Origin of the sequence: Vibrio sp. 2304 (assembly GCF_033339475.1) — a bacterium.
In the GTDB taxonomy this organism is placed as follows: Bacteria; Pseudomonadota; Gammaproteobacteria; order Enterobacterales; family Vibrionaceae; genus Vibrio; species Vibrio alginolyticus.
The window spans coordinates 314,552-332,614 of record NZ_JAWOUQ010000006.1 but is presented as its reverse complement, the minus strand read 5'-3'; the positions used below and the strand labels follow the sequence as shown (position 1 = coordinate 332,614).

General features: G+C 48.2%; 13 protein-coding genes. 7 read left to right on the top strand and 6 right to left on the bottom strand.

Going from position 1 to position 18,063, the window contains the following annotated elements; translation table 11 throughout:
- Window positions 1-1,237: 1,237 nt before the first annotated feature.
- Window positions 1,238-3,034 (bottom strand): phosphogluconate dehydratase, encoded by a 1,797-nt coding sequence (gene edd, locus R7P64_RS14710; protein WP_318123664.1) that lies wholly within the window; start codon window positions 3,032-3,034, stop codon window positions 1,238-1,240.
- Complete coding sequence (locus R7P64_RS14705; RefSeq protein WP_005379140.1) at window positions 3,034-3,558, bottom strand: gluconokinase; 525 nt, start codon at window positions 3,556-3,558, stop codon at window positions 3,034-3,036. The genes edd and R7P64_RS14705 overlap by 1 nt, the downstream gene beginning before the upstream one ends.
- 153 nt (window positions 3,559-3,711) lie before the next feature.
- Between R7P64_RS14705 and R7P64_RS14700 the strand changes: the two genes are divergently transcribed.
- The gene (locus tag R7P64_RS14700; protein WP_012841240.1) at window positions 3,712-5,088 is read left to right on the top strand and encodes a GntP family permease; all 1,377 of its coding nucleotides are present in this window, start codon (window positions 3,712-3,714) and stop codon (window positions 5,086-5,088) included.
- A gap of 9 nt (window positions 5,089-5,097) precedes the next feature.
- Window positions 5,098-5,709: a bifunctional 4-hydroxy-2-oxoglutarate aldolase/2-dehydro-3-deoxy-phosphogluconate aldolase gene (locus R7P64_RS14695; RefSeq protein ID WP_025624148.1), complete on the top strand. Its 612-nt coding sequence runs from the start codon at window positions 5,098-5,100 to the stop codon at window positions 5,707-5,709.
- Window positions 5,710-5,814: 105 nt separating this feature from the next.
- Here the strand turns inward: R7P64_RS14695 and xapA are convergent, their stop codons facing one another.
- Window positions 5,815-6,639 (bottom strand): xanthosine phosphorylase, encoded by an 825-nt coding sequence (gene xapA / locus R7P64_RS14690; protein ID WP_005379149.1) that lies wholly within the window; start codon window positions 6,637-6,639, stop codon window positions 5,815-5,817.
- Between the two features lie 121 nt (window positions 6,640-6,760).
- Between xapA and R7P64_RS14685 the strand changes: the two genes are divergently transcribed.
- Window positions 6,761-7,666 carry a LysR family transcriptional regulator gene (locus R7P64_RS14685; protein WP_025533060.1) on the top strand — a complete coding sequence of 302 codons (906 nt, stop codon included), beginning with the start codon at window positions 6,761-6,763 and terminating at the stop codon, window positions 7,664-7,666.
- Window positions 7,667-7,747: 81 nt separating this feature from the next.
- Here the strand turns inward: R7P64_RS14685 and gorA are convergent, their stop codons facing one another.
- Both gorA and R7P64_RS14675 read right to left on the bottom strand, forming a co-directional pair.
- Window positions 7,748-9,103, bottom strand: coding sequence for a glutathione-disulfide reductase (gene gorA, locus R7P64_RS14680; protein WP_005379157.1), 1,356 nt, complete (start codon window positions 9,101-9,103; stop codon window positions 7,748-7,750).
- 259 nt (window positions 9,104-9,362) lie between these two features.
- The gene (locus R7P64_RS14675) at window positions 9,363-10,202 is read right to left on the bottom strand and encodes a 23S rRNA (adenine(2030)-N(6))-methyltransferase RlmJ (protein ID WP_248487186.1); all 840 of its coding nucleotides are present in this window, start codon (window positions 10,200-10,202) and stop codon (window positions 9,363-9,365) included.
- A gap of 399 nt (window positions 10,203-10,601) precedes the next feature.
- Between R7P64_RS14675 and prlC the strand changes: the two genes are divergently transcribed.
- Window positions 10,602-12,644 (top strand): oligopeptidase A, encoded by a 2,043-nt coding sequence (prlC, locus tag R7P64_RS14670; protein ID WP_017635033.1) that lies wholly within the window; start codon window positions 10,602-10,604, stop codon window positions 12,642-12,644.
- Between the two features lie 66 nt (window positions 12,645-12,710).
- On the opposite strand, the gene asnC is transcribed toward prlC, so the two are convergent.
- Window positions 12,711-13,175 carry a transcriptional regulator AsnC gene (gene asnC, locus R7P64_RS14665; protein ID WP_005389595.1) on the bottom strand — a complete coding sequence of 155 codons (465 nt, stop codon included), beginning with the start codon at window positions 13,173-13,175 and terminating at the stop codon, window positions 12,711-12,713.
- Window positions 13,176-13,288: 113 nt separating this feature from the next.
- Here asnC and R7P64_RS14660 point away from each other — a divergent pair, with 113 nt between their 5' ends.
- From R7P64_RS14660 to R7P64_RS14650, 3 genes are all read left to right on the top strand, one after another.
- Window positions 13,289-16,414 carry an EAL domain-containing protein gene (locus R7P64_RS14660; protein WP_005379161.1) on the top strand — a complete coding sequence of 1,042 codons (3,126 nt, stop codon included), beginning with the start codon at window positions 13,289-13,291 and terminating at the stop codon, window positions 16,412-16,414.
- An 89-nt stretch (window positions 16,415-16,503) separates the two neighbouring features.
- A complete protein-coding gene (locus R7P64_RS14655) occupies window positions 16,504-17,283 on the top strand; it encodes a class I SAM-dependent methyltransferase (RefSeq protein ID WP_005379162.1) in 780 nt (259 codons plus the stop codon).
- A 186-nt stretch (window positions 17,284-17,469) separates the two neighbouring features.
- The gene (locus R7P64_RS14650) at window positions 17,470-18,042 is read left to right on the top strand and encodes a hypothetical protein (RefSeq protein WP_005379163.1); all 573 of its coding nucleotides are present in this window, start codon (window positions 17,470-17,472) and stop codon (window positions 18,040-18,042) included.
- Window positions 18,043-18,063 lie beyond the last annotated feature (21 nt).

Sequence of the window (18,063 nt, the reverse complement as noted above, 5' to 3'; positions counted from 1 at the left end):
TACTGAATGCTAGATATCGTCATTCTGAGCAGAAAGAGACGAGCGTGACTCAGAATCTACCAACAAAAAGTGCTGTGGCAGAGAAGATTTTCTCTGGCTTCACAGCACGTTGATATTAGATTCCTGATCTCGCCTAGGCTCGTCGGAATGACGGATTCACTTTTTTAGAAAGAGCAGTGACTAATCCCAAAGCTCGTCATTCTGAACAGCGAGGGACGAGTGTGATTCAGAATCTACCAACAAAAAGTGCTGTGGCAGAGGTGTTTTCTCTGGCTTCACAGCATCTTGCTATTAGATTCCTGATCTCGCTTAGGCTCGTTGGAATGACGGATTCACTTTTTAGAAAGAACCGCGATCAACCCCCAAAGTTTTTCATTCTGAACAGCGAAGGACGGGCGTGATTCAGAATCTACCAACAAAAAGTGCAGTGGCAGAGGAGTTTTCTCTGGCTTCACAACACGTTGATAGTAGATTCCTGATCTCGCTTAGGCTCGTCGGAATGACGGATTCATTCGTTTTTTAGAAAGAACAGAGGCCAATCCTAAAGTTCGTCATTCTGAACAGCGAGGGACGAGCAAGATTCAGAATCTACCAACAAAAAGTGCTGTAGCAGAGGTGTTTTCTCTGGCTTCACAGCACGTTGATAGTAGATTCCTGATCTCGCCTAGGCTCGTCGGAATGACGGATTCATTCGTTTTTAGAAAGAGCAGTGGCCAATCCCAAAGCTCGTCATTCTGAATAGTGAGGGACGAGCGTGATTCAGAATCTACCAACAAAAAGTGCAGTGGCAGAGGGGATTTTCTCTGGCTTCACAGCTCGTTGATATTAAATTCCTGATCTTGCTTAGGCTCGTCGGAATGACGGATTCATTCGTTTTTAGAAAGAGCAGTGGCCAATCCCAAAGCTCGTCATTCTGAACAGCGAGGGACGAGCGTGATTCAGAATCTACCAACAAAAAGTGCAGTGGCAGAGGAGTTTTCTCTGACTTCACTGCACGCTGATATTAAATTCCTGATTTTGCTTAGGCTCGTCGGAATGACGGATTCATTCGTTTCTAGAAAGAACCGAGGCCAACTCCAAAGCTTGCCATTCTGAATAGCGAGGAACGAGTGTGATTCAGAATCTACCAACAAAAAGTGCAGTGGCAGAGGGGATTTTCTCTGGCTTCACAGCTCGTTGATATTAGATTCCTGATCTTGCTTAGTCTCGTCGGAATGACGAGGTTTTTCTTCTCGCCTTAAACAATAAAGCTTGCGCCTTCTTCTGCACTCGATACGTTTTGGCGGATCACGCTAAACAAGCCTCGTCCCCAAGTTTGTTGGGTCGATTCGGTATCGAAATGAATCAACTCGCGACCAGTGGTATCGCTTAAGTTGTTCAGTTCGCCCGTTTGGCAATCCAGATGAATCAAATCACCGTTGCGCACCAAACCAATCGCGCCACCACGAATGGCTTCTGGAGAAACGTGAATCGCAGACGGAATTTTACCGGATGCACCAGATAAACGACCGTCCGTCACTAGCGCGACTTTAAAGCCCGCTTTTTGCACGTTACCTAAAATTGGCATCAGCTTGTGCAGTTCAGGCATGCCGTTTGCTGCTGGGCCGTTGTGTGTGACTACAACGATGCAATCTTTGTTCAGCTCACCACGTTTGTACGCGGCTTCCACTTCATGTTGGCATTGGAATACGATCGCTGGTGCCACAATCACGCGTTGCTCTTCTTTCACCGCAGACACTTTCACCACGGCTTTGCCTAAGTTGCCAGTCAATACGCGAGTGCCGCCAGTATTTTGGAATGTGGCGTCTGGTTTGGCGATCACGTCACCGTCTTGGCTGCCTTGGCACGATGTCCAGGTCAGTTGGCCATCGACAAGGCTCGGTAGCGTCATTTGGTCTTCAAATTCACCAAACACGGGTTTCACATCGCGATGCAAAAGCTCGGATTGGTTCAAGCGGTGCAATAACGCTGGCACGCCCCCCGCGTCTTGGAACGCGTTCATATCGGCTGGGCCGTTCGGGTAAACGCGCGCTAATAAAGGAACCACATCCGACAGATCGCTGATGTCTTGCCAGGTGAGCAAGATGCCAGCAGCACGCGCCACGGCGATCATATGAATGGTGTGATTGGTGCTGCCGCCAGATGCAAGTAGAGCGATGATGCCGTTGACCAAGCTCTTTTCTGTGACCACCTCGGCCAGCGGACGGAAGTGTGCAGAACCCGCCGTCATTGAGGCGATTTTCAGAGCCGCGTGATTGGTTAACGCTTTACGCAGTTGGGTATGGGGATGAATGAATGCCGAACCTGGCAGCATCAAGCCCATGGCTTCGAACACCAACTGGTTGGTATTGGCGGTGCCGTAAAATGTACACGTACCCGCAGAGTGGTAAGCGCGACACTCCATATCCAGCAGAGCGTCTTTGCCGACTTCTCCCGCTGCGTATTTTTGGCGCACGTCGACTTTCTCTTCGTTGCTGATGCCTGTTGCCATCAGACCCGCTGGCACAAACGCCGTTGGTAGGTGTGCGTAAGACAGCGCGCCCATCAGTTGCCCCGGTGCGATTTTGTCACAGATGCCAAGCAGTAATGTGGCATCAAAGACATTGTGACTCAAAGACAACGCCGTTGATTGCGCAATTAAGTCACGCGAAAACAGTGACATATCCATGCCGGCTTGACCTTGAGTCACCCCATCGCACATCGCTGGCACACAACCTGCGACTTGCGCTGTATGGCCGTAGTCCGCCAGCACTTTTTTGATTTGTGCTGGGTAGTCTTGGTACGGCTGGTGGGCGCTCAACATGTCGTTGTAGGCGCTGATCAGCGCGACATTGGCATGAGTAAAATCGAGAATATTTTTCTTTTCAGAAGAGCAAGAAGCGGCGACTGCATGGGCTAAGTTACCACAAGATAAACCAACGCGGCCTTTGCCCGCTTCGGCTTGCACTTCGGTGCGAGCAAGAAACGCAGCGCGCGCTTCACGGCTGCGCTCGGTCAAACGCTGTGTGACCTCAAGAACAACAGAGTGAGTCATTACGCCACCTCGATCGCTTGCATTTTGATTAGCTCAGCGGCAGAGCGTTCCACCACGTCGCTGATGTCTCCGTCGATACTGACGATCAGAGTTTGAGGCTCGTTGTCTGGGCGCTCTAGCGTCTCGAATTGGCTCTTCACCATGTTTTCTTTCATGAAGTGGCCTTTGCGCATACGCATGCGATTAAGGATCAACTCCCTATCGCCATCAAGGAACAGGAAGGTCACGTTGTTGTTGCCTTCGCGGATCTGATCGCGGTAAATCTTTTTCAGTGCTGAACAGACAATAATGCCGTGTTCGTTTTTGCTTTCTAGGCTGTACGCCGCATCACGAATGCGTTCTAGCCATGGCTTGCGATCATCATCGTTCAGAGGCTGGCCCGATGCCATTTTCTGAATGTTCGCTCGTGGATGAAGATCATCACCATCAATGAATTTACGCCCTAGCTTTTTCGCTAGATGCTCACCAATTGTGCTTTTACCACTAGCACAAACGCCCATAACGATGACACTACTACCAGCCATAACTTATCCTCATAACCAAATTTGCGCGTGATCTCAATTTTTGAATTCACTTTAAAATATGGGTTTATCTTATTCATGTTATCGGTAACATGTTACCGGTAACTGAAATAAATGTGAACCATAACACAAACAATAATTCTTAAAGGTGAACCTATGGAGCAATTAACCCAAGCCCCAGATCCTACGTTCCTACTGACGATTGCAGGCCTTGCCATTGCAGCGTTACTCGTTCTGATCATTAAACTGAAAGTCCATGCTTTTGCTTCCCTTACTATGGTGAGTTTAGGTACGGCAATCGCCACTGGCGTTCCTTCAGAGAAAGTCGTATCGACCATGATGGGCGGCTTCGGCGGCACGCTGGCTTCCGTGGCATTGCTGGTTGGTCTTGGTGCGATGATCGGTAAAATTCTTGAAGTGACTGGCGGTGCGAAAGTGCTGGCAGACACTTTGATTGGTCGCTTTGGTAAAGAGCGCGCACCATTTGCTTTGGGCGTCGCTTCATTACTGTTTGGCTTCCCAATCTTCTTCGATGCTGGCCTTGTAGTGATGATGCCAATCATCCTAAGTGTGGCGGCTCGTTTTGGTGGCTCACCAATTAAATACGCGTTGCCTGCAGCTGGTGCTTTTGCGGTTATGCACGCGTTTGTTCCACCACACCCAGGTCCGGTTGCAGCGGCAGAATTCCTTGGTGCAAACATCGGTCTGTTATTGGTGGTGGGTATTCTGGTGGCTATTCCAACTTGGTACCTTGGCGCTTACCTATTTGGTTTGTACGCGGGCAAAAAATTCGATATCCCACTATCTAAAGCCTTCTTTAATGGCGAAGCGATGGTGGATGAGCGCAACGCACCAAAATTTGGCACGGTTATGACCATCCTTGTGCTGCCAGTCCTGCTAATCTGTTTGGATACGGTACTGAACACACTGGCGGTTGCGGGTGTGATTGATGGCAAAACGGCACTGGTTGAGTTCCTACGTATGCTAGGTAAAACTCCAGTCGCGTTGCTGATTACTTTGATTGTCTGTCTGGCTGTGTTTGCCAAAGACTACGGCATGGCAAAACTAGAAAAATTGTGTGGTGAGTCATTGGCTCCAATCTGTGGCGTTATCCTAGTAACGGGTGCTGGTGGCATGTTTGGCGGCGTACTGCGTTCAAGTGGTATCGGTGATGCACTGGCTGACGTTCTTACAGACACAGGTATGCCTGTGATTGTGGCGGCGTTTGTGATTTCAACCTGTCTGCGTGTTGCTCAAGGCTCGGCAACGGTAGCGCTAACCACTACGGCAGCTCTTATCGCGCCAGTTGTGGCTGCATCAACAGGTTTGAGTGAACTAGACCTTTGCTTTATCGTAATCGCGATTGCGGGTGGTGCAACGGTACTGTCTCACTTCAATGACTCTGGTTTCTGGTTGGTATCTCGTTTGCTTGAGATGGATGAGAAAACCACATTAAAAACTTGGACGGTAATGGAAACGTTACTTGGCGGTATCGCGTTTATTATCGTCGCAACATTAAGCTTTATTCTTTAGAGGTTCCCCATGACAACACTTGAACAACGATTAAGAGATATCAAAATCGTCCCAGTTATCGCAATCAACGACGTAGCACACGCTCTGCCACTGGCAAAAGTGTTGGTAGAAAACGGTTTACCATGTGCGGAAGTGACATTCCGCACCGAAGCGGCGGCGGAGTCGATTCGCATCATGCGTGAAGCGTACCCAGAATTGTTGATTGGCGCGGGCACCGTTCTGACCACAGAACAAGTGGATATCGCGATCGAAGCGGGCGTGGACTTTATCGTTAGCCCAGGCTTCAACCCAACCACAGTGAAATACTGTCAGCAACGTGGTGTGACTATCGTACCGGGTGTAAACAACCCAAGCTTGGTTGAGCAAGCGATGGAAATGGGTCTGCGTACGTTGAAGTTCTTCCCTGCTGAGCCATCAGGCGGCGTAAACATGCTGAAAGCACTGACGGCGGTTTACCCTGTGGAATTCATGCCGACAGGTGGCGTAAGCCCATCCAACGTGGAAGATTACCTAGCGCTGAAATCGGTTGTGGCTTGTGGCGGTACTTGGATGGTGCCAACCGCAATGATGGACAACGGCGATTGGGAAGGCATTGCTGAATTGGTGCGCGCAGTTAAGTAAAACGCACAAACGGCTCCGAAATATCCCCGAACGTTAGAAAAAGTGATACGAAAAAGGGTCATCAAGTTACTTGATGACCCTTTTGCTTTTTGGAATGAAACAGCTTTAGAAGTGATGCTTCATAAAGCGCTTAATAAAGCGAATGAAATCTGCTTCGGCTAGCTTCGCGCACTTCAATGTTTGGGCGTGAGACAATTCTACATCTCCCAAGCCTTCTGCCATGTTGGTGATCGCACATACTGCCAATACGGGTAAGCCGCAATGCGCCGCAGAAATCACTTCTGGCACGACCGACATACCCACCACATCACCACCGATGATTTGCATCATGCGGATTTCGGCTGCGGTCTCAAAGTTGGGGCCTGTGTAAGAGACAAACACGCCTTCATTGAGGTGAATACCATTGGCTTTGCCGACTTCAAACGCTTCTGCGCGCAGGTCTTTGTCGTACGCATTGGCGAGGCTGAAGAACCTCGGGCCGTACTCTTCATCATTCGGACCGATCATTGGCGATTCAGGCATGGTGTTGATGTGGTCATGAAATACCACCAGAGAGCCGACATCAATACGCTCAGGGCGAAGTGAGCCTGCCGCGTTGGTGACGAGCAGAAACTCACAGCCCAGCTTTTTAAAGGTGCGCACGGGCGTGGTCATGACCTTCATTGAGCCGTGTTCGTAGTAGTGACCGCGACCTTTCATGCACACTACGTCTACGCCGCCCATGGTGCCAAGTACCAACTCACCAGAGTGGCCTTGCACGGTGCTAACCGGAAAGCCTTCGAGCTCTTCGTATGGAATGACCACTTTGTCTTGTAGCTCGTCTGCCAATACGCCTAAGCCTGAGCCTAAAATAAACGCCGCTTTAGGTTGGAAGTTTGGTTTGCGTTCGCGAATGGTTTGTAGCGCGCCGATTACTGGATCGTGATTCATGTTAGTCACCTTCTGGTTGTGTGTTGATTCCATTGTGTGACTTTCTGCGCTGGTTATCTTTGCTTTATTCGCTACTATCATCCTTAAAAAGAGGATGATGAAATTCGCTAGGACTCAATGCATGAAGTCAGAACCATTTGAGCGCGTGACGCTGAAGATGCTGCGTTACTTTTACGAGGTCGCACAAACCAAGCATTTCACTAAGGCGGCCGAGAACCTCAATATCACCAATTCGCCGTTGAGCAATCGCATCAAAGAGTTGGAAGAGGTGCTTAACGTCAAACTGTTTGAGCGCGATTCAAGAAACGTCATGCTGACGGAGGCCGGGCGATTGTTGGAGTCCAAATGCCAACTGATTTTTCAGACCTTGGATGTCTCGCTCAATCAAGTGCAGCAAGTGGGGTTGAACCAGAGAAATATCCTGCGAGTTGGTGTGGTAAGTAGCGCATTTTGGGGCGGATTTGATCGTCTGTTACAGCGCTTCCATGCTGAGCATGACACTTATCACGCCGACATTTTTGACCTTAACCCAGAGACGCAAAAGAAGCACCTTAGCGAGAAGAAAATCGATGTGGGCATTGTGCGTTTTGCTGATGCACTCAACATTTATCCGTATCAGTCGGTATCTTTGGGCAAAGATGTGTTTGTGGTGGCGGTGTCGGAGCAACATGAGTTAGCCAGCAAATCTTTGCTGCGGCTCCAAGATTTAAAGGCGTGTGAGTTTGCGTTTATGAGTTTGGCGAATTCTGCCTCGGCAAACTTCATCATCAATGCCTGTCTGCAAGAAGGCTTTTCACCCCATATTGGCAAACAAGTGGTGGAACCAAGCACCTTGATGGCGTATGTAGCAAACAGCAATACCGTGACGTTGGTGCCGTCGACGTTTTCTCAGCATCATTGGCATGGGATTCGTTTTATCAAGCTGAAAGAGTCACTGCGTGCAGACTTATGTCTGATTCATGATGGTAAGCAGGAGAGTGCTATCAAAGCCGAGTTTATTCGCACGTTATTGGAGAATGCGAGTTAAGCATGGGCAAACAAAAAAAGGTCATCCTAAGATGACCTTTTCAAATGATTCGCTGAAATCAGCAATGCGATTAGCGCGCAATTAACGCATCGTTACGAACTCTTCTGAGCCCGTTGGGTGGATAGCCACAACAGAGTCGAAGTCTGCTTTGGTTGCGCCCATCTTCATTGCTACGCCGAAGCCTTGGATCATTTCATCTACCGTGAAACCGATGCCGTGTAGACCAACAACCGTTTCTTCTTCACCCGCACATACAAGCTTCATCTTACATGGTTGACGGTGCTTAGTAACGGCGGTGTACATCGCCGTAAAGCCAGATGTGTAGACTTTGATGTTGTCTTTGCCGTACTTCTCTTCCGCTTCTTGCGTTGTAAGACCGATAGTGCCGATTGGTGGGTGGCTAAATACCACAGTTGGTACCAAATCGTAGTCCATCTTCGCGTTTGGTTTGTTGTTGAACAAACGCTCAGAAAGTTGACGACCCGCTTTCACTGCTACTGGCGTTAGCTCGATACCGCCTTCCATGATGTCACCCACACAGTAGATGCCTTTCACGTTGGTTTCTTGGTATTCGTCTACCTTGATGTAGCCTTTTTCGTTCGTTGCCACACCGGTTGACGCTAGGTTGATTGCGTCTGTCGCAGGGTGACGACCGATTGCCCAAATCAGTTGGTCAACGTTTTGGCTTTCACCGTTTTCTAGGTGTAGAGTTAGGCTGCCATCGGCTTCTTTTACCACTTCTTTTGGTACAGAGTGGGTGTGCAGTTTTGGACCTTCTGCGTCCATCACTTCAACCAACGTATCGATGATCATTGGATCGAAGCTACGCAGTGGTGACTCTTTACGTACGAACAGGTGCGTTTCTGTACCTAGCGCGTGCAGTACGCCAGCAATTTCAACTGCGATGTAGCCAGCACCCACAACCGCAACGCGTTTTGGTTGCTCTGCTAGGTCGAAGAAGCCGTTTGAATCGATGCCGTATTCAGCGCCTGGAATGTTTGGAATAGTAGGACGACCACCAACCGCGATCAGGATGTGATCTGCTGTGTAGTGTTCACCGTTTACTTCGACAGTTTTTTCGTCAACAAACTTAGCAAAGCCTTTAATCACGTTTACTTTGTTGTTGCCAAGAACGCGATCGTAAGATTGGTGAATACGACCAATGTACGCCTGACGGCTCTCAACCAGTTTGCTCCAGTCGAAACCTTTCACGTCGACATCAAAACCGTAATCTTCTGCGTACAGGTTCATTGCTTCTGCGATTTGCGCGCCATGCCACATCACTTTTTTCGGTACACAACCTACGTTTACACAGGTACCGCCAAGGTCTTGAGCTTCGATTAGCGCAACTTTCGCGCCGTACATCGCCGCACGGTTTGCAGATGCGATGCCGCCACTGCCGCCACCGATACAGATATAGTCAAAATGAGTCGCCATTACTTTCTCCAAGAGCTTATAAATTTTATCTGGTACATAGATAGATTGGGATGACCTTGCCCGAACTCAATGCCACCGTTATCCCACTATCATAAATCGAATTCGACTAATTCCTAAATGGGAAAAAGCGACAATACTTATGACAAATAGCGATGAGAGGCACAAAAAGAAGAATAAGCACGATTGGAGGGAGAAGGTGAGAGCATAAAAAAGCGCAACGAGAATATCGTTGCGCTTGAAGATATCAGTACTGAAGTGCTTACTCTGGCACAATCCAGTCCACTTTCCAGTGGCCAGTTGCTGGTGCGATCGCGTCTTGCAGGAATGGCAGAATCTCTTTCATCTGGCTTTCCAGTTTCCATGGCGGGTTAATCAGAATCATGCCGGATGCCGTCATGCCGCGCTCGTTGGTATCTGGTGCAACACCTAACTCGATTTGCAGAATTTTACGAATGCCCAGTGCTTCCAAGCCTTCGATCATATCTTCGATGTCGTGACGGTTTACCACTGGGTACCAAATCGCGTAGATACCGGTTGCCCAACGTTTATGGCTCTGATGAATCGCTCGCACCACATCGCGGTACTCTTTCGCGAGTTCGTATGGTGGGTCAATCAGCACCAAACCACGACGTTCTTGTGGCGGTAAGCTTGCTTTGAGGCGTTGGAATCCGTCTTCTTTGAAGATGCTCACTTGGCGATCACGATGGAATTCTTGCTCTAACAATGGGTGATCGGCCGGGTGCAACTCGGTCAGCACCATGCGATCTTGTGGGCGGATTTGCGCGCGCGCCACACGTGGTGAGCCTGGGTAGTAACGCAGCTTCTCGCCATTGTTGAGCACTTTAATGGCATCGATGTAGCTTTTGATGTCTTCGGGAATGCTTGGGTTATCCCAAATACGTGCGATGCCTTGTTTGTATTCGCCCGTTTTTTCAGACCATTCGTGAGTCAGATCGTAACGGCCCACACCCGAGTGGGTATCGTGATAAACGAATGGCTTATCTTTTTGTTTCAGCGCATCAAGAATGAGGCTTTGAACGATGTGTTTGACCACGTCGGCATGGTTGCCAGCGTGGAAGCTGTGGCGGTAACTTAACAAATTAAACTCTCGAAACACTCTTTGGTTGAGTGTGGTCTGTGATTTTCACTCTATGGCGGTATTATACTCAAGTAACTTAAAGATGTAGAACTTCCAATCAAATCTGTTCCTCTGATAAGGGGACGCTATTGAAATTTCTTTAAGTCACCCACACTTACTATTGGTAATCGAATTGAACTAGGTGAGTTTCTCGCACTCAAAAGGGTGTGAAATTTCATTTAGGTATAACAAGACTCAAGGACAGAGTAGCGCTGGTTGACTATATGATGGTCATCGCGGCATAGAGAAAGGGAACGGAGCTCCCCCAATCCATGTTGCTGGCTCGTCTGTACATTGAGTTGGCCTATCTACACAAAATAGACAGGCAATCACAGAGTCAAAACACAAAAGGAATTATTCATGTCTAATCCTCTTCTGACGTTTACGGACCTACCTCCGTTTTCTCAAATTAAACCAGAACACATCAAGCCTGCCGTTGAGCAAGCGATTGCTGACTGCCGAGCAAAAATCGATGAAGTTCTACAAGACAACGCTCATCCAACTTGGGACAGTGTGATTGCGCCAATTGAAGAAGCGGATGATCGCTTAAGCCGCATCTGGTCGCCAGTGGGTCACATGAACTCGGTAGTGAACAGCGAAGAGCTACGTGAAGCTTACGAAAGTTGCCTACCAATTTTGTCAGAGTACGGCACTTGGGTTGGTCAGCATAAAGGGTTGTACGAAGCGTACAAAACCATCAAAGCGAGCGAAGAATTTGCAACGTTAACTCGTGCACAGCAGAAAACCATCACTGATGCACTGCGTGATTTCGAGTTATCAGGCATTGGTTTGCCATCCGATGAGCAGCACCGTTACGGCGAGATCAGCAAACGTATGTCTGAGCTGAGCTCTAAATTCTCTAACAATGTGCTGGATGCCACCATGGGTTGGACCAAGCACATCACAGACGAGAAAGACCTAGCAGGTATGCCAGAATCGGCGCTGGCAGCAGCGAAAGCTGCCGCAGAAGCAAAAGAGTTAGATGGTTACCTCATTACGCTAGATATCCCATCTTACCTACCTGTCATGACGTACTGCGATAACCAAGAGTTGCGTAAAGAAGTGTACGAAGCGTACGTGACGCGCGCTTCTGATCGAGGTCCAAACGCAGGCAAATGGGATAACTCAGAAATCATTACTGAGCAGCTAAAACTGCGCCATGAAATTTCACGTATGCTAGGTTTCAATACTTACAGTGAAAAGTCGTTAGCAACAAAGATGGCTGAAACGCCGGATCAAGTGCTGGGCTTCCTGAATGACCTAGCGACACGAGCGAAGCCGCAAGGTGAACGTGAAGTCGAAGAGTTACGTCAGTTTGCGAAAAGTGAGTTTGGTGTTGAAGAGCTGAACGTTTGGGATATCGCTTACTACAGCGAGAAACAAAAGCAGCACCTGTTCCAAATTTCGGATGAAGAACTGCGCCCATACTTCCCAGAGTCAAAAGTCGTGAGCGGTCTGTTTGAAGTGCTAAACCGCGTGTTTGGCATGACCGTTACTGAGCGCGAAGGCGTAGACACTTGGCATGAGTCCGTGCGCTTTTTCGATATCTTTGATGCTGAAGGCACACTCCGTGGCAGCTTCTACCTAGATCTCTACGCTCGTGAACACAAACGTGGCGGCGCGTGGATGGATGATTGTCGTGGTCGTCGCGTTACGCTATCTGGCGAGCTGCAAACGCCGGTTGCGTATCTAACGTGTAACTTCAACCGTCCAGTGGGCGACAAACCAGCACTGTTCACGCACGATGAAGTCGTGACGCTATTCCATGAATTTGGTCATGGAATCCACCACATGTTGACGCAAGTTGATACAGGTGCTGTTTCAGGTATTAATGGCGTGCCTTGGGATGCGGTTGAGCTACCAAGTCAGTTCCTAGAAAACTGGTGTTGGGAAGAGGACGCTCTGGCGTTCATTTCTGGTCACTATGAGACAGGTGAGCCGCTACCGAAAGCGATGCTAGACAAAATGCTCGCAGCGAAAAACTTCCAATCTGCGATGGGTATTTTGCGTCAGCTAGAATTCGGCTTGTTCGACTTCACGCTTCACACCGAATATGACCCTGAAGTGGGTGCGCGTGTACTGGAAACTCTGGCGAAAGTGAAAGAGAAAGTCGCGGTAGTTCCTGCGGTTGAGTGGGCGCGTTTCTCACACAGCTTCGGCCATATTTTTGCTGGTGGCTACAGTGCGGGTTACTACAGCTACCTATGGGCTGAAGTGCTGTCGTCAGACGCGTATTCTCGCTTTGAAGAAGAAGGCATCTTCAACAAAGAGACGGGTCTAAGCTTCCTGAACAACATCCTAGAAATGGGGGGCAGTGAAGAGCCAATGGAGCTGTTTAAGCGCTTCCGTGGCCGCGAGCCACAAATCGATGCACTGTTGCGCCATTCGGGTATTGCGGCGTAAATTGAGCAAAAAACATCAAGGCCAACCGAACGGTTGGCCTTTTTTGTACATTTTTTATAAAAAATTTTACGGATTTACGTTGCGGTTGATCGGGTTCTGCAACGATATCAATGTCTCCGTGGACTGAACCTCATCAATGGCTTGCAGCTTGTCGATCAGTACAAATTGCAGCTCTTCAATCGATTTGCACATCAATTTGACGAATATGTTATACGCGCCCGTGGTGTAGTAAGCTTCAACGACTTCGTCGAGCGCGTTGAGTTTTTCTAACGCGGAGTGGTAATCACGAGCTGCATTGAGGTTAATACCAATAAAGCAGCACACATCGTAGCCAAGCTTTTTAGTATTGATGATCACCTCCGTTCCTTCGATGATGTCCGCCGACTTCATCTTCTCGATACGCACATGGATAGTGGCAGGGCTGACATCGAACTGCTTTGCCATTTCTGCGTAGGGCGTTCTGGCGTCAGCCATCAGTGTTTTTAATATTGCGCGGTCAAGGTCGTCGAGTTTCGGCAGGCTCGCATTCATACTATGATTTCCGTTAGGGATAGAGTTTTACCTCCCTTTTATACTCATAGCGGATAGGATTCACAAGGTTTGGCAGGAGTAACTGCGGGTTAACTCCGAGCTATGGAGATAATGTGCAGCGTTTTCTGGTTATTGCCGCGCTATGTTGGAGCGCGTTTGCTACGGCCTCAGATCCGAAGGTGTTAGTCGTGCACTCCTATCATCAGGGTTTTTTCTGGACGGACTCCATACAGCGAGGCATCGAGCAACAGCTGGGCGATCGAGCGCTGGACATGCGTGTGCTCTATCTAGACTCGAAACGTAACCAGAGTGAGCAGTTTTTTGCACAACTAAAATCCTTATATCTTACGAAATTACGCAAAGAGCGATTCGATGCCATTTTAGTGAGCGATAACAATGCGCTTGAACTCATGCAGCGTTTAGCCCCAATCATCAAAGACACCCCAGTTATATTTAACGGCATTAATAACTACCATCCTTCTTTACATCGTTCTCTGAATGCAACCGGAGTCATGGAAGATGTCGATTTGGAAGCGAATCTCGCTCTTATTGAGCGCTTACATCCGAACTACACACAAGTTCTCATCGTCAGTGACCACTCGGTGACCGGTGAGGTGTTGCGTTATCAAATCGACAATTTTGTCCTCAAGTTCCCGCAATATCGAGACAAAATCGTACAACTTGTCCCAGACAGCATCATCGATCTAAAACAACAAGTCGCAAAACTGAGTTCCGATAAAGTCGTCTTGTTCTGGACCTATTACCGAGATAAACAAGGTATGGTTGGCAGCGAGCGTGACTGGGTTGGTGTCAACAAAGTCTCAAACGCGCCGCTGTTTATGGTGCATGACATTGGTTTGGGTCATGGCGCAGTTGGAGGGGTTATTCAAAGTGGTTATCGGCATGGTATTGAGAGCGCAGAGATGCTTGAGTTCGTTTTGGATAACCCTGATCAGCCTCTGCCTGCGGTGAAAAAAAGTGATTCTGAAATAAAGCTCGATTACCAAGCGGTAGCGCGTTGGGGATTGGGGGCTGAACAAGAGGTTTCTGCGGTATTTTTTAATAAGCCAATGAAGCTTTCTGAACGTTTTGCCAAGGAAATTCGCCTGTTTGGTAGCCTGTTTGTGGTGATGTCGGTGGTCATTTTGCTGATGGGTTATTATTTACAGCGGATGCGTCGAAGTGAGAGCGCTGCGCGAGAAAGCCAGGCTATTCTAGAATCGATTTTCGATCAGAGCATGCAGTATATGGGCATTTTGGATGCCAACGGTGTGCTTAAATCGGGCAACGATCACCTTCAATCCTTACTTTATCACCAAGGACTGCGCTTAGACCGACCACTTTGGTTTCACCCCAACTGGAGTGAAAAAGCACAAGCGTTGCTTGAGGAGTATTTCCACGCGCCTCACCATCAAGTGTCGACGTTTGAAGCTGAAATTTGGAGTAAAGAACACGGCGCATTGGTGTTAGAAGTTTCGCTCAAGCCTTTTTCTCAGCAAGTAGGGAATCATAAGCAATACTTGTTTGAAGCGCGCGATATTACCAGTCGTAAATTGATGGAGGACAAGCTCTACCAACGTGAGTCAACCCTACGCAACTATTACGAGCAGCAGCCCGTGATGATGGTGACGCTTGATAGTAATAACCGAATTCAAGAAGTGAATCGATTTGCTCAACTACTTCTTGGCTACAAACCGATGGACATGCTCGGACATCGCCTGAGGGAGTTCTATTTTGATGACAAAGTGCTGTTCCCTCGCCAAGTGTTATTGCAACCCAACCAGCAAGTGCATGGTGTTTGGCGACGTGAAGTCGAGTATCGTCATGCAAATGGTCATCGTGTTTGGGTGCGCGAGAATATTCGTCCGCTGAGTGAATCTGAGCAACTGCTGATTGTGGGCGAAGATATTACCGAAACCAAACTGCTTTCCGAGAAATTGGAATACCAAGCTCGCTATGACTTACTGACGGGGACTTACAACAGAAACCATTTTGAACTAGAGCTTAAGACCGCACTGTGCGAAGTGGACAGCCATCGTCGAGTCCACGCCATGTTGTACCTCGACTTAGATCAACTAAAAGTCCTCAATGATACGGTTGGGCATGATGCAGGTGATGCGGCGATTCAATTCTGCGCCAGTATGCTGGAAGGCGTTCTGCCGTACAATTCCATCTTGGCTCGAATGGGAGGCGATGAGTTTGCGGTGTTACTCAAAGACTGTGACGAATATGGCGCCATCAATATTGCCAAACTGATCATCTCGACACTAAGCGAACACCTCTTTATTTGGGAAGACACACGCCTGTTCATCAGTTGCTCAATTGGTATCCGTATCATCGATCATACCGCTGATACGCCACAAATGGTGCACGCTCAAGCAGACTCTGCTTGTCACGCCGCTAAAGAGCAAGGCCGTAACCGCTATAATCTATTCAGCTTAGATAACGAAGAGTTGCAGCGTCGTCAGATGGAAATGCAGAGCGTCAATTTGGTGCATGAGGCATTGTCGAATCAACGTTTAGAACTGTTTGCTCAACCGATAAAAAGCTTACAAAAGCACGAGACTCAAATGTATTTTGAGATTTTGGTGCGTATTCGCAATGGGTACGGTGATTATGTTTCTCCTGCGCTGTTTATCCCTGCTTCCGAGCGCTACAACATTGCCCATTGGATTGATAAGCAGGTTATTACTCAAACGCTAGAGTGGTTTGAACAGCGTCCTGAGGTGGTTGAACAGCTTGGTCGCTGTTCGATAAACCTTTCAGGTCAATCTATGGGGAATCAAGAGTTTATTGACTTCTTATTGGAGCGATTGGAAAGTTCGACTCTGCCGTGTGAAAAAATCTGCTTAGAAATCACCGAGACAGCGGCGATGAGCAATCTGGATCAAGCCATTGAGCTGTTTACCAAGCTAAAGGCTTTGGGTTGTATGATTGCATTGGATGATTTCGGATCTGGATTGTCTTCATTTGGTTACTTAAAGAAACTTCCTGTCGATATCGTGAAAATTGATGGTCTTTTCGTGCAAGATATCAACGTAAATGAAATGGACCGCGTGATGGTTCGTTCAATCAATGACTTGGCGAAGCAACTAGGTAAAGTGACGGTGGCGGAGTTTGTCGAAAATGACCAGGTTATGCAGCATTTGATAGACCTCGGTGTGGACTACGGTCAAGGCTACGGTATTGGTCATCCTAAGCCGCTTTCTGAGCTAGTGGAGCAACTGACGGTTGTATAACCTCTTCGTAGCAAGCTCAACCTAGCATTAATAGGTAACTTAGGTATACACTCAGCGCCAGTTACCTCGATTTTTATTGGAGCCTCCTTTTGCAACTGCAATTGATCTGTGAAAACCCGTCTCAACAATCTCATCTTGATGAACTCGCTGCGCGTTGGCAGCTTTCACACACTGACGATAGCGATTTTGCTTTGGTGCTAACCACCGAGCGTTTGGAGCTACGTAAAGTGGATGAGCCAAAGCTGGGTGCAATCTTTGTGGATTTGATTGGTGGTGCGGTCGGTCATCGTCGCAAGTTCGGTGGTGGTAAAGGCCAGGCAATTGCGAAAGCGGCGGGTTTGAACAAAGGGGCAACGCCAACCGTGTTAGATGGCACGGCAGGTCTTGGTCGTGATGCGTTTGTGCTCGCCTCGCTAGGTTGTAAAGTGCAGATGGTCGAGCGTCATCCAGTCGTAGCGGCTTTGTTAGATGATGGCTTGGATCGAGCGAAACAAGACCCAGAAATCGGCACCTGGGTATCTGAGCGCATGTCGCTAATCCATGCTTCTAGCCATGATGCGCTGGAACAATTGGCGCAAGATAAAGACTTTGTCCAGCCAGATGTGGTGTATCTTGACCCGATGTATCCGCACCCAGAAAATAAAAAGAAGTCGGCGCTCGTAAAAAAAGAAATGCGCGTTTTCCAATCGTTGGTTGGCGCCGATTTGGACGCCGATGGCCTACTAGAACCAGCCATGGCGTTAGCCACAAAGCGTGTAGTAGTTAAACGCCCAGACTATGCTAACTGGCTGAACGAGAAAAAACCGACCATGGCGATTGAAACGAAAAAAAATCGCTTCGATGTCTACGTTAAAGCATCGATGGCATAACTTCCTGACGGCTCAACTTTTCTTGTCACAGTATGGTGTATCGTGCTGTGACTCAGCCTCTCTTTCCTCGTCTCTATTGATAGTTTTCTCTTGCTAATTCCCTTCCCTGACTGTATATCTAACTAAGAATTATTATTATTTCACTTGTTGTGATGCGGTCGATAACTGGGAAGCTGGAGTAGTAGAATGGCTAAACGTTTATGTAAAATGAGTCGCAAACAGATCGCGGCAGAACTTGGTGATATCCATCGTTTAGTTGTCGCACCAAAATTCGTTTGTCGTTCTTGCGCACGCTCTTCATCGGCCAAAGATACCCTTTGTAAGCCAGCCGCAATTCCTCCACAAAAATGCCAAGACAAGCCATTGAGTGAGCAACAAGCATGTGGCTTATTGGTTGAAGCTCTGCCATCACAAGCGATTCCAGTGACCACTAAACAAAGCAACGAAAAAGCCGCGATTGTGAAGCGTGTTGTTGAGCGTGTGAAAGAGAAAAAACAAGCCGAAAAATCTCTGGAGCCAGTAAGAGCCGACGCACCAGTATGGTTTGATTTAGCGGATAAAAAATCGCTCAAGAAAGCGAAAAAAGCACTGAAAAAGCACTATAAGCAGCAAAAGAAGTTACTAAAAGTGGCGAAAAAACAACAAAAGTTACTTAAGCGTCAGCGCAAGCTTGAAGCGCGCAATGCGAAACTAGAAGTGTTGCTGCCAACGTCGCCCAAGGCGTTGATGAGCGCAAGCTCGCAAGTCAAAGTGCATTAATCTAATCCAAAAAAACGCTCT

Coding starts and splice junctions, on each gene's coding strand:
- edd (WP_318123664.1), bottom strand. CDS start 3,034: ATGACTCACTCTGTTGTTCTTGAGGTCACACAGCGTTTGACCGAGCGC.
- R7P64_RS14705 (WP_005379140.1), bottom strand. CDS start 3,558: ATGGCTGGTAGTAGTGTCATCGTTATGGGCGTTTGTGCTAGTGGTAAA.
- R7P64_RS14700 (WP_012841240.1), top strand. CDS start 3,712: ATGGAGCAATTAACCCAAGCCCCAGATCCTACGTTCCTACTGACGATT.
- R7P64_RS14695 (WP_025624148.1), top strand. CDS start 5,098: ATGACAACACTTGAACAACGATTAAGAGATATCAAAATCGTCCCAGTT.
- xapA (WP_005379149.1), bottom strand. CDS start 6,639: ATGAATCACGATCCAGTAATCGGCGCGCTACAAACCATTCGCGAACGC.
- R7P64_RS14685 (WP_025533060.1), top strand. CDS start 6,761: ATGAAGTCAGAACCATTTGAGCGCGTGACGCTGAAGATGCTGCGTTAC.
- gorA (WP_005379157.1), bottom strand. CDS start 9,103: ATGGCGACTCATTTTGACTATATCTGTATCGGTGGCGGCAGTGGCGGC.
- prlC (WP_017635033.1), top strand. CDS start 10,602: ATGTCTAATCCTCTTCTGACGTTTACGGACCTACCTCCGTTTTCTCAA.
- asnC (WP_005389595.1), bottom strand. CDS start 13,175: ATGAATGCGAGCCTGCCGAAACTCGACGACCTTGACCGCGCAATATTA.
- R7P64_RS14650 (WP_005379163.1), top strand. CDS start 17,470: ATGGCTAAACGTTTATGTAAAATGAGTCGCAAACAGATCGCGGCAGAA.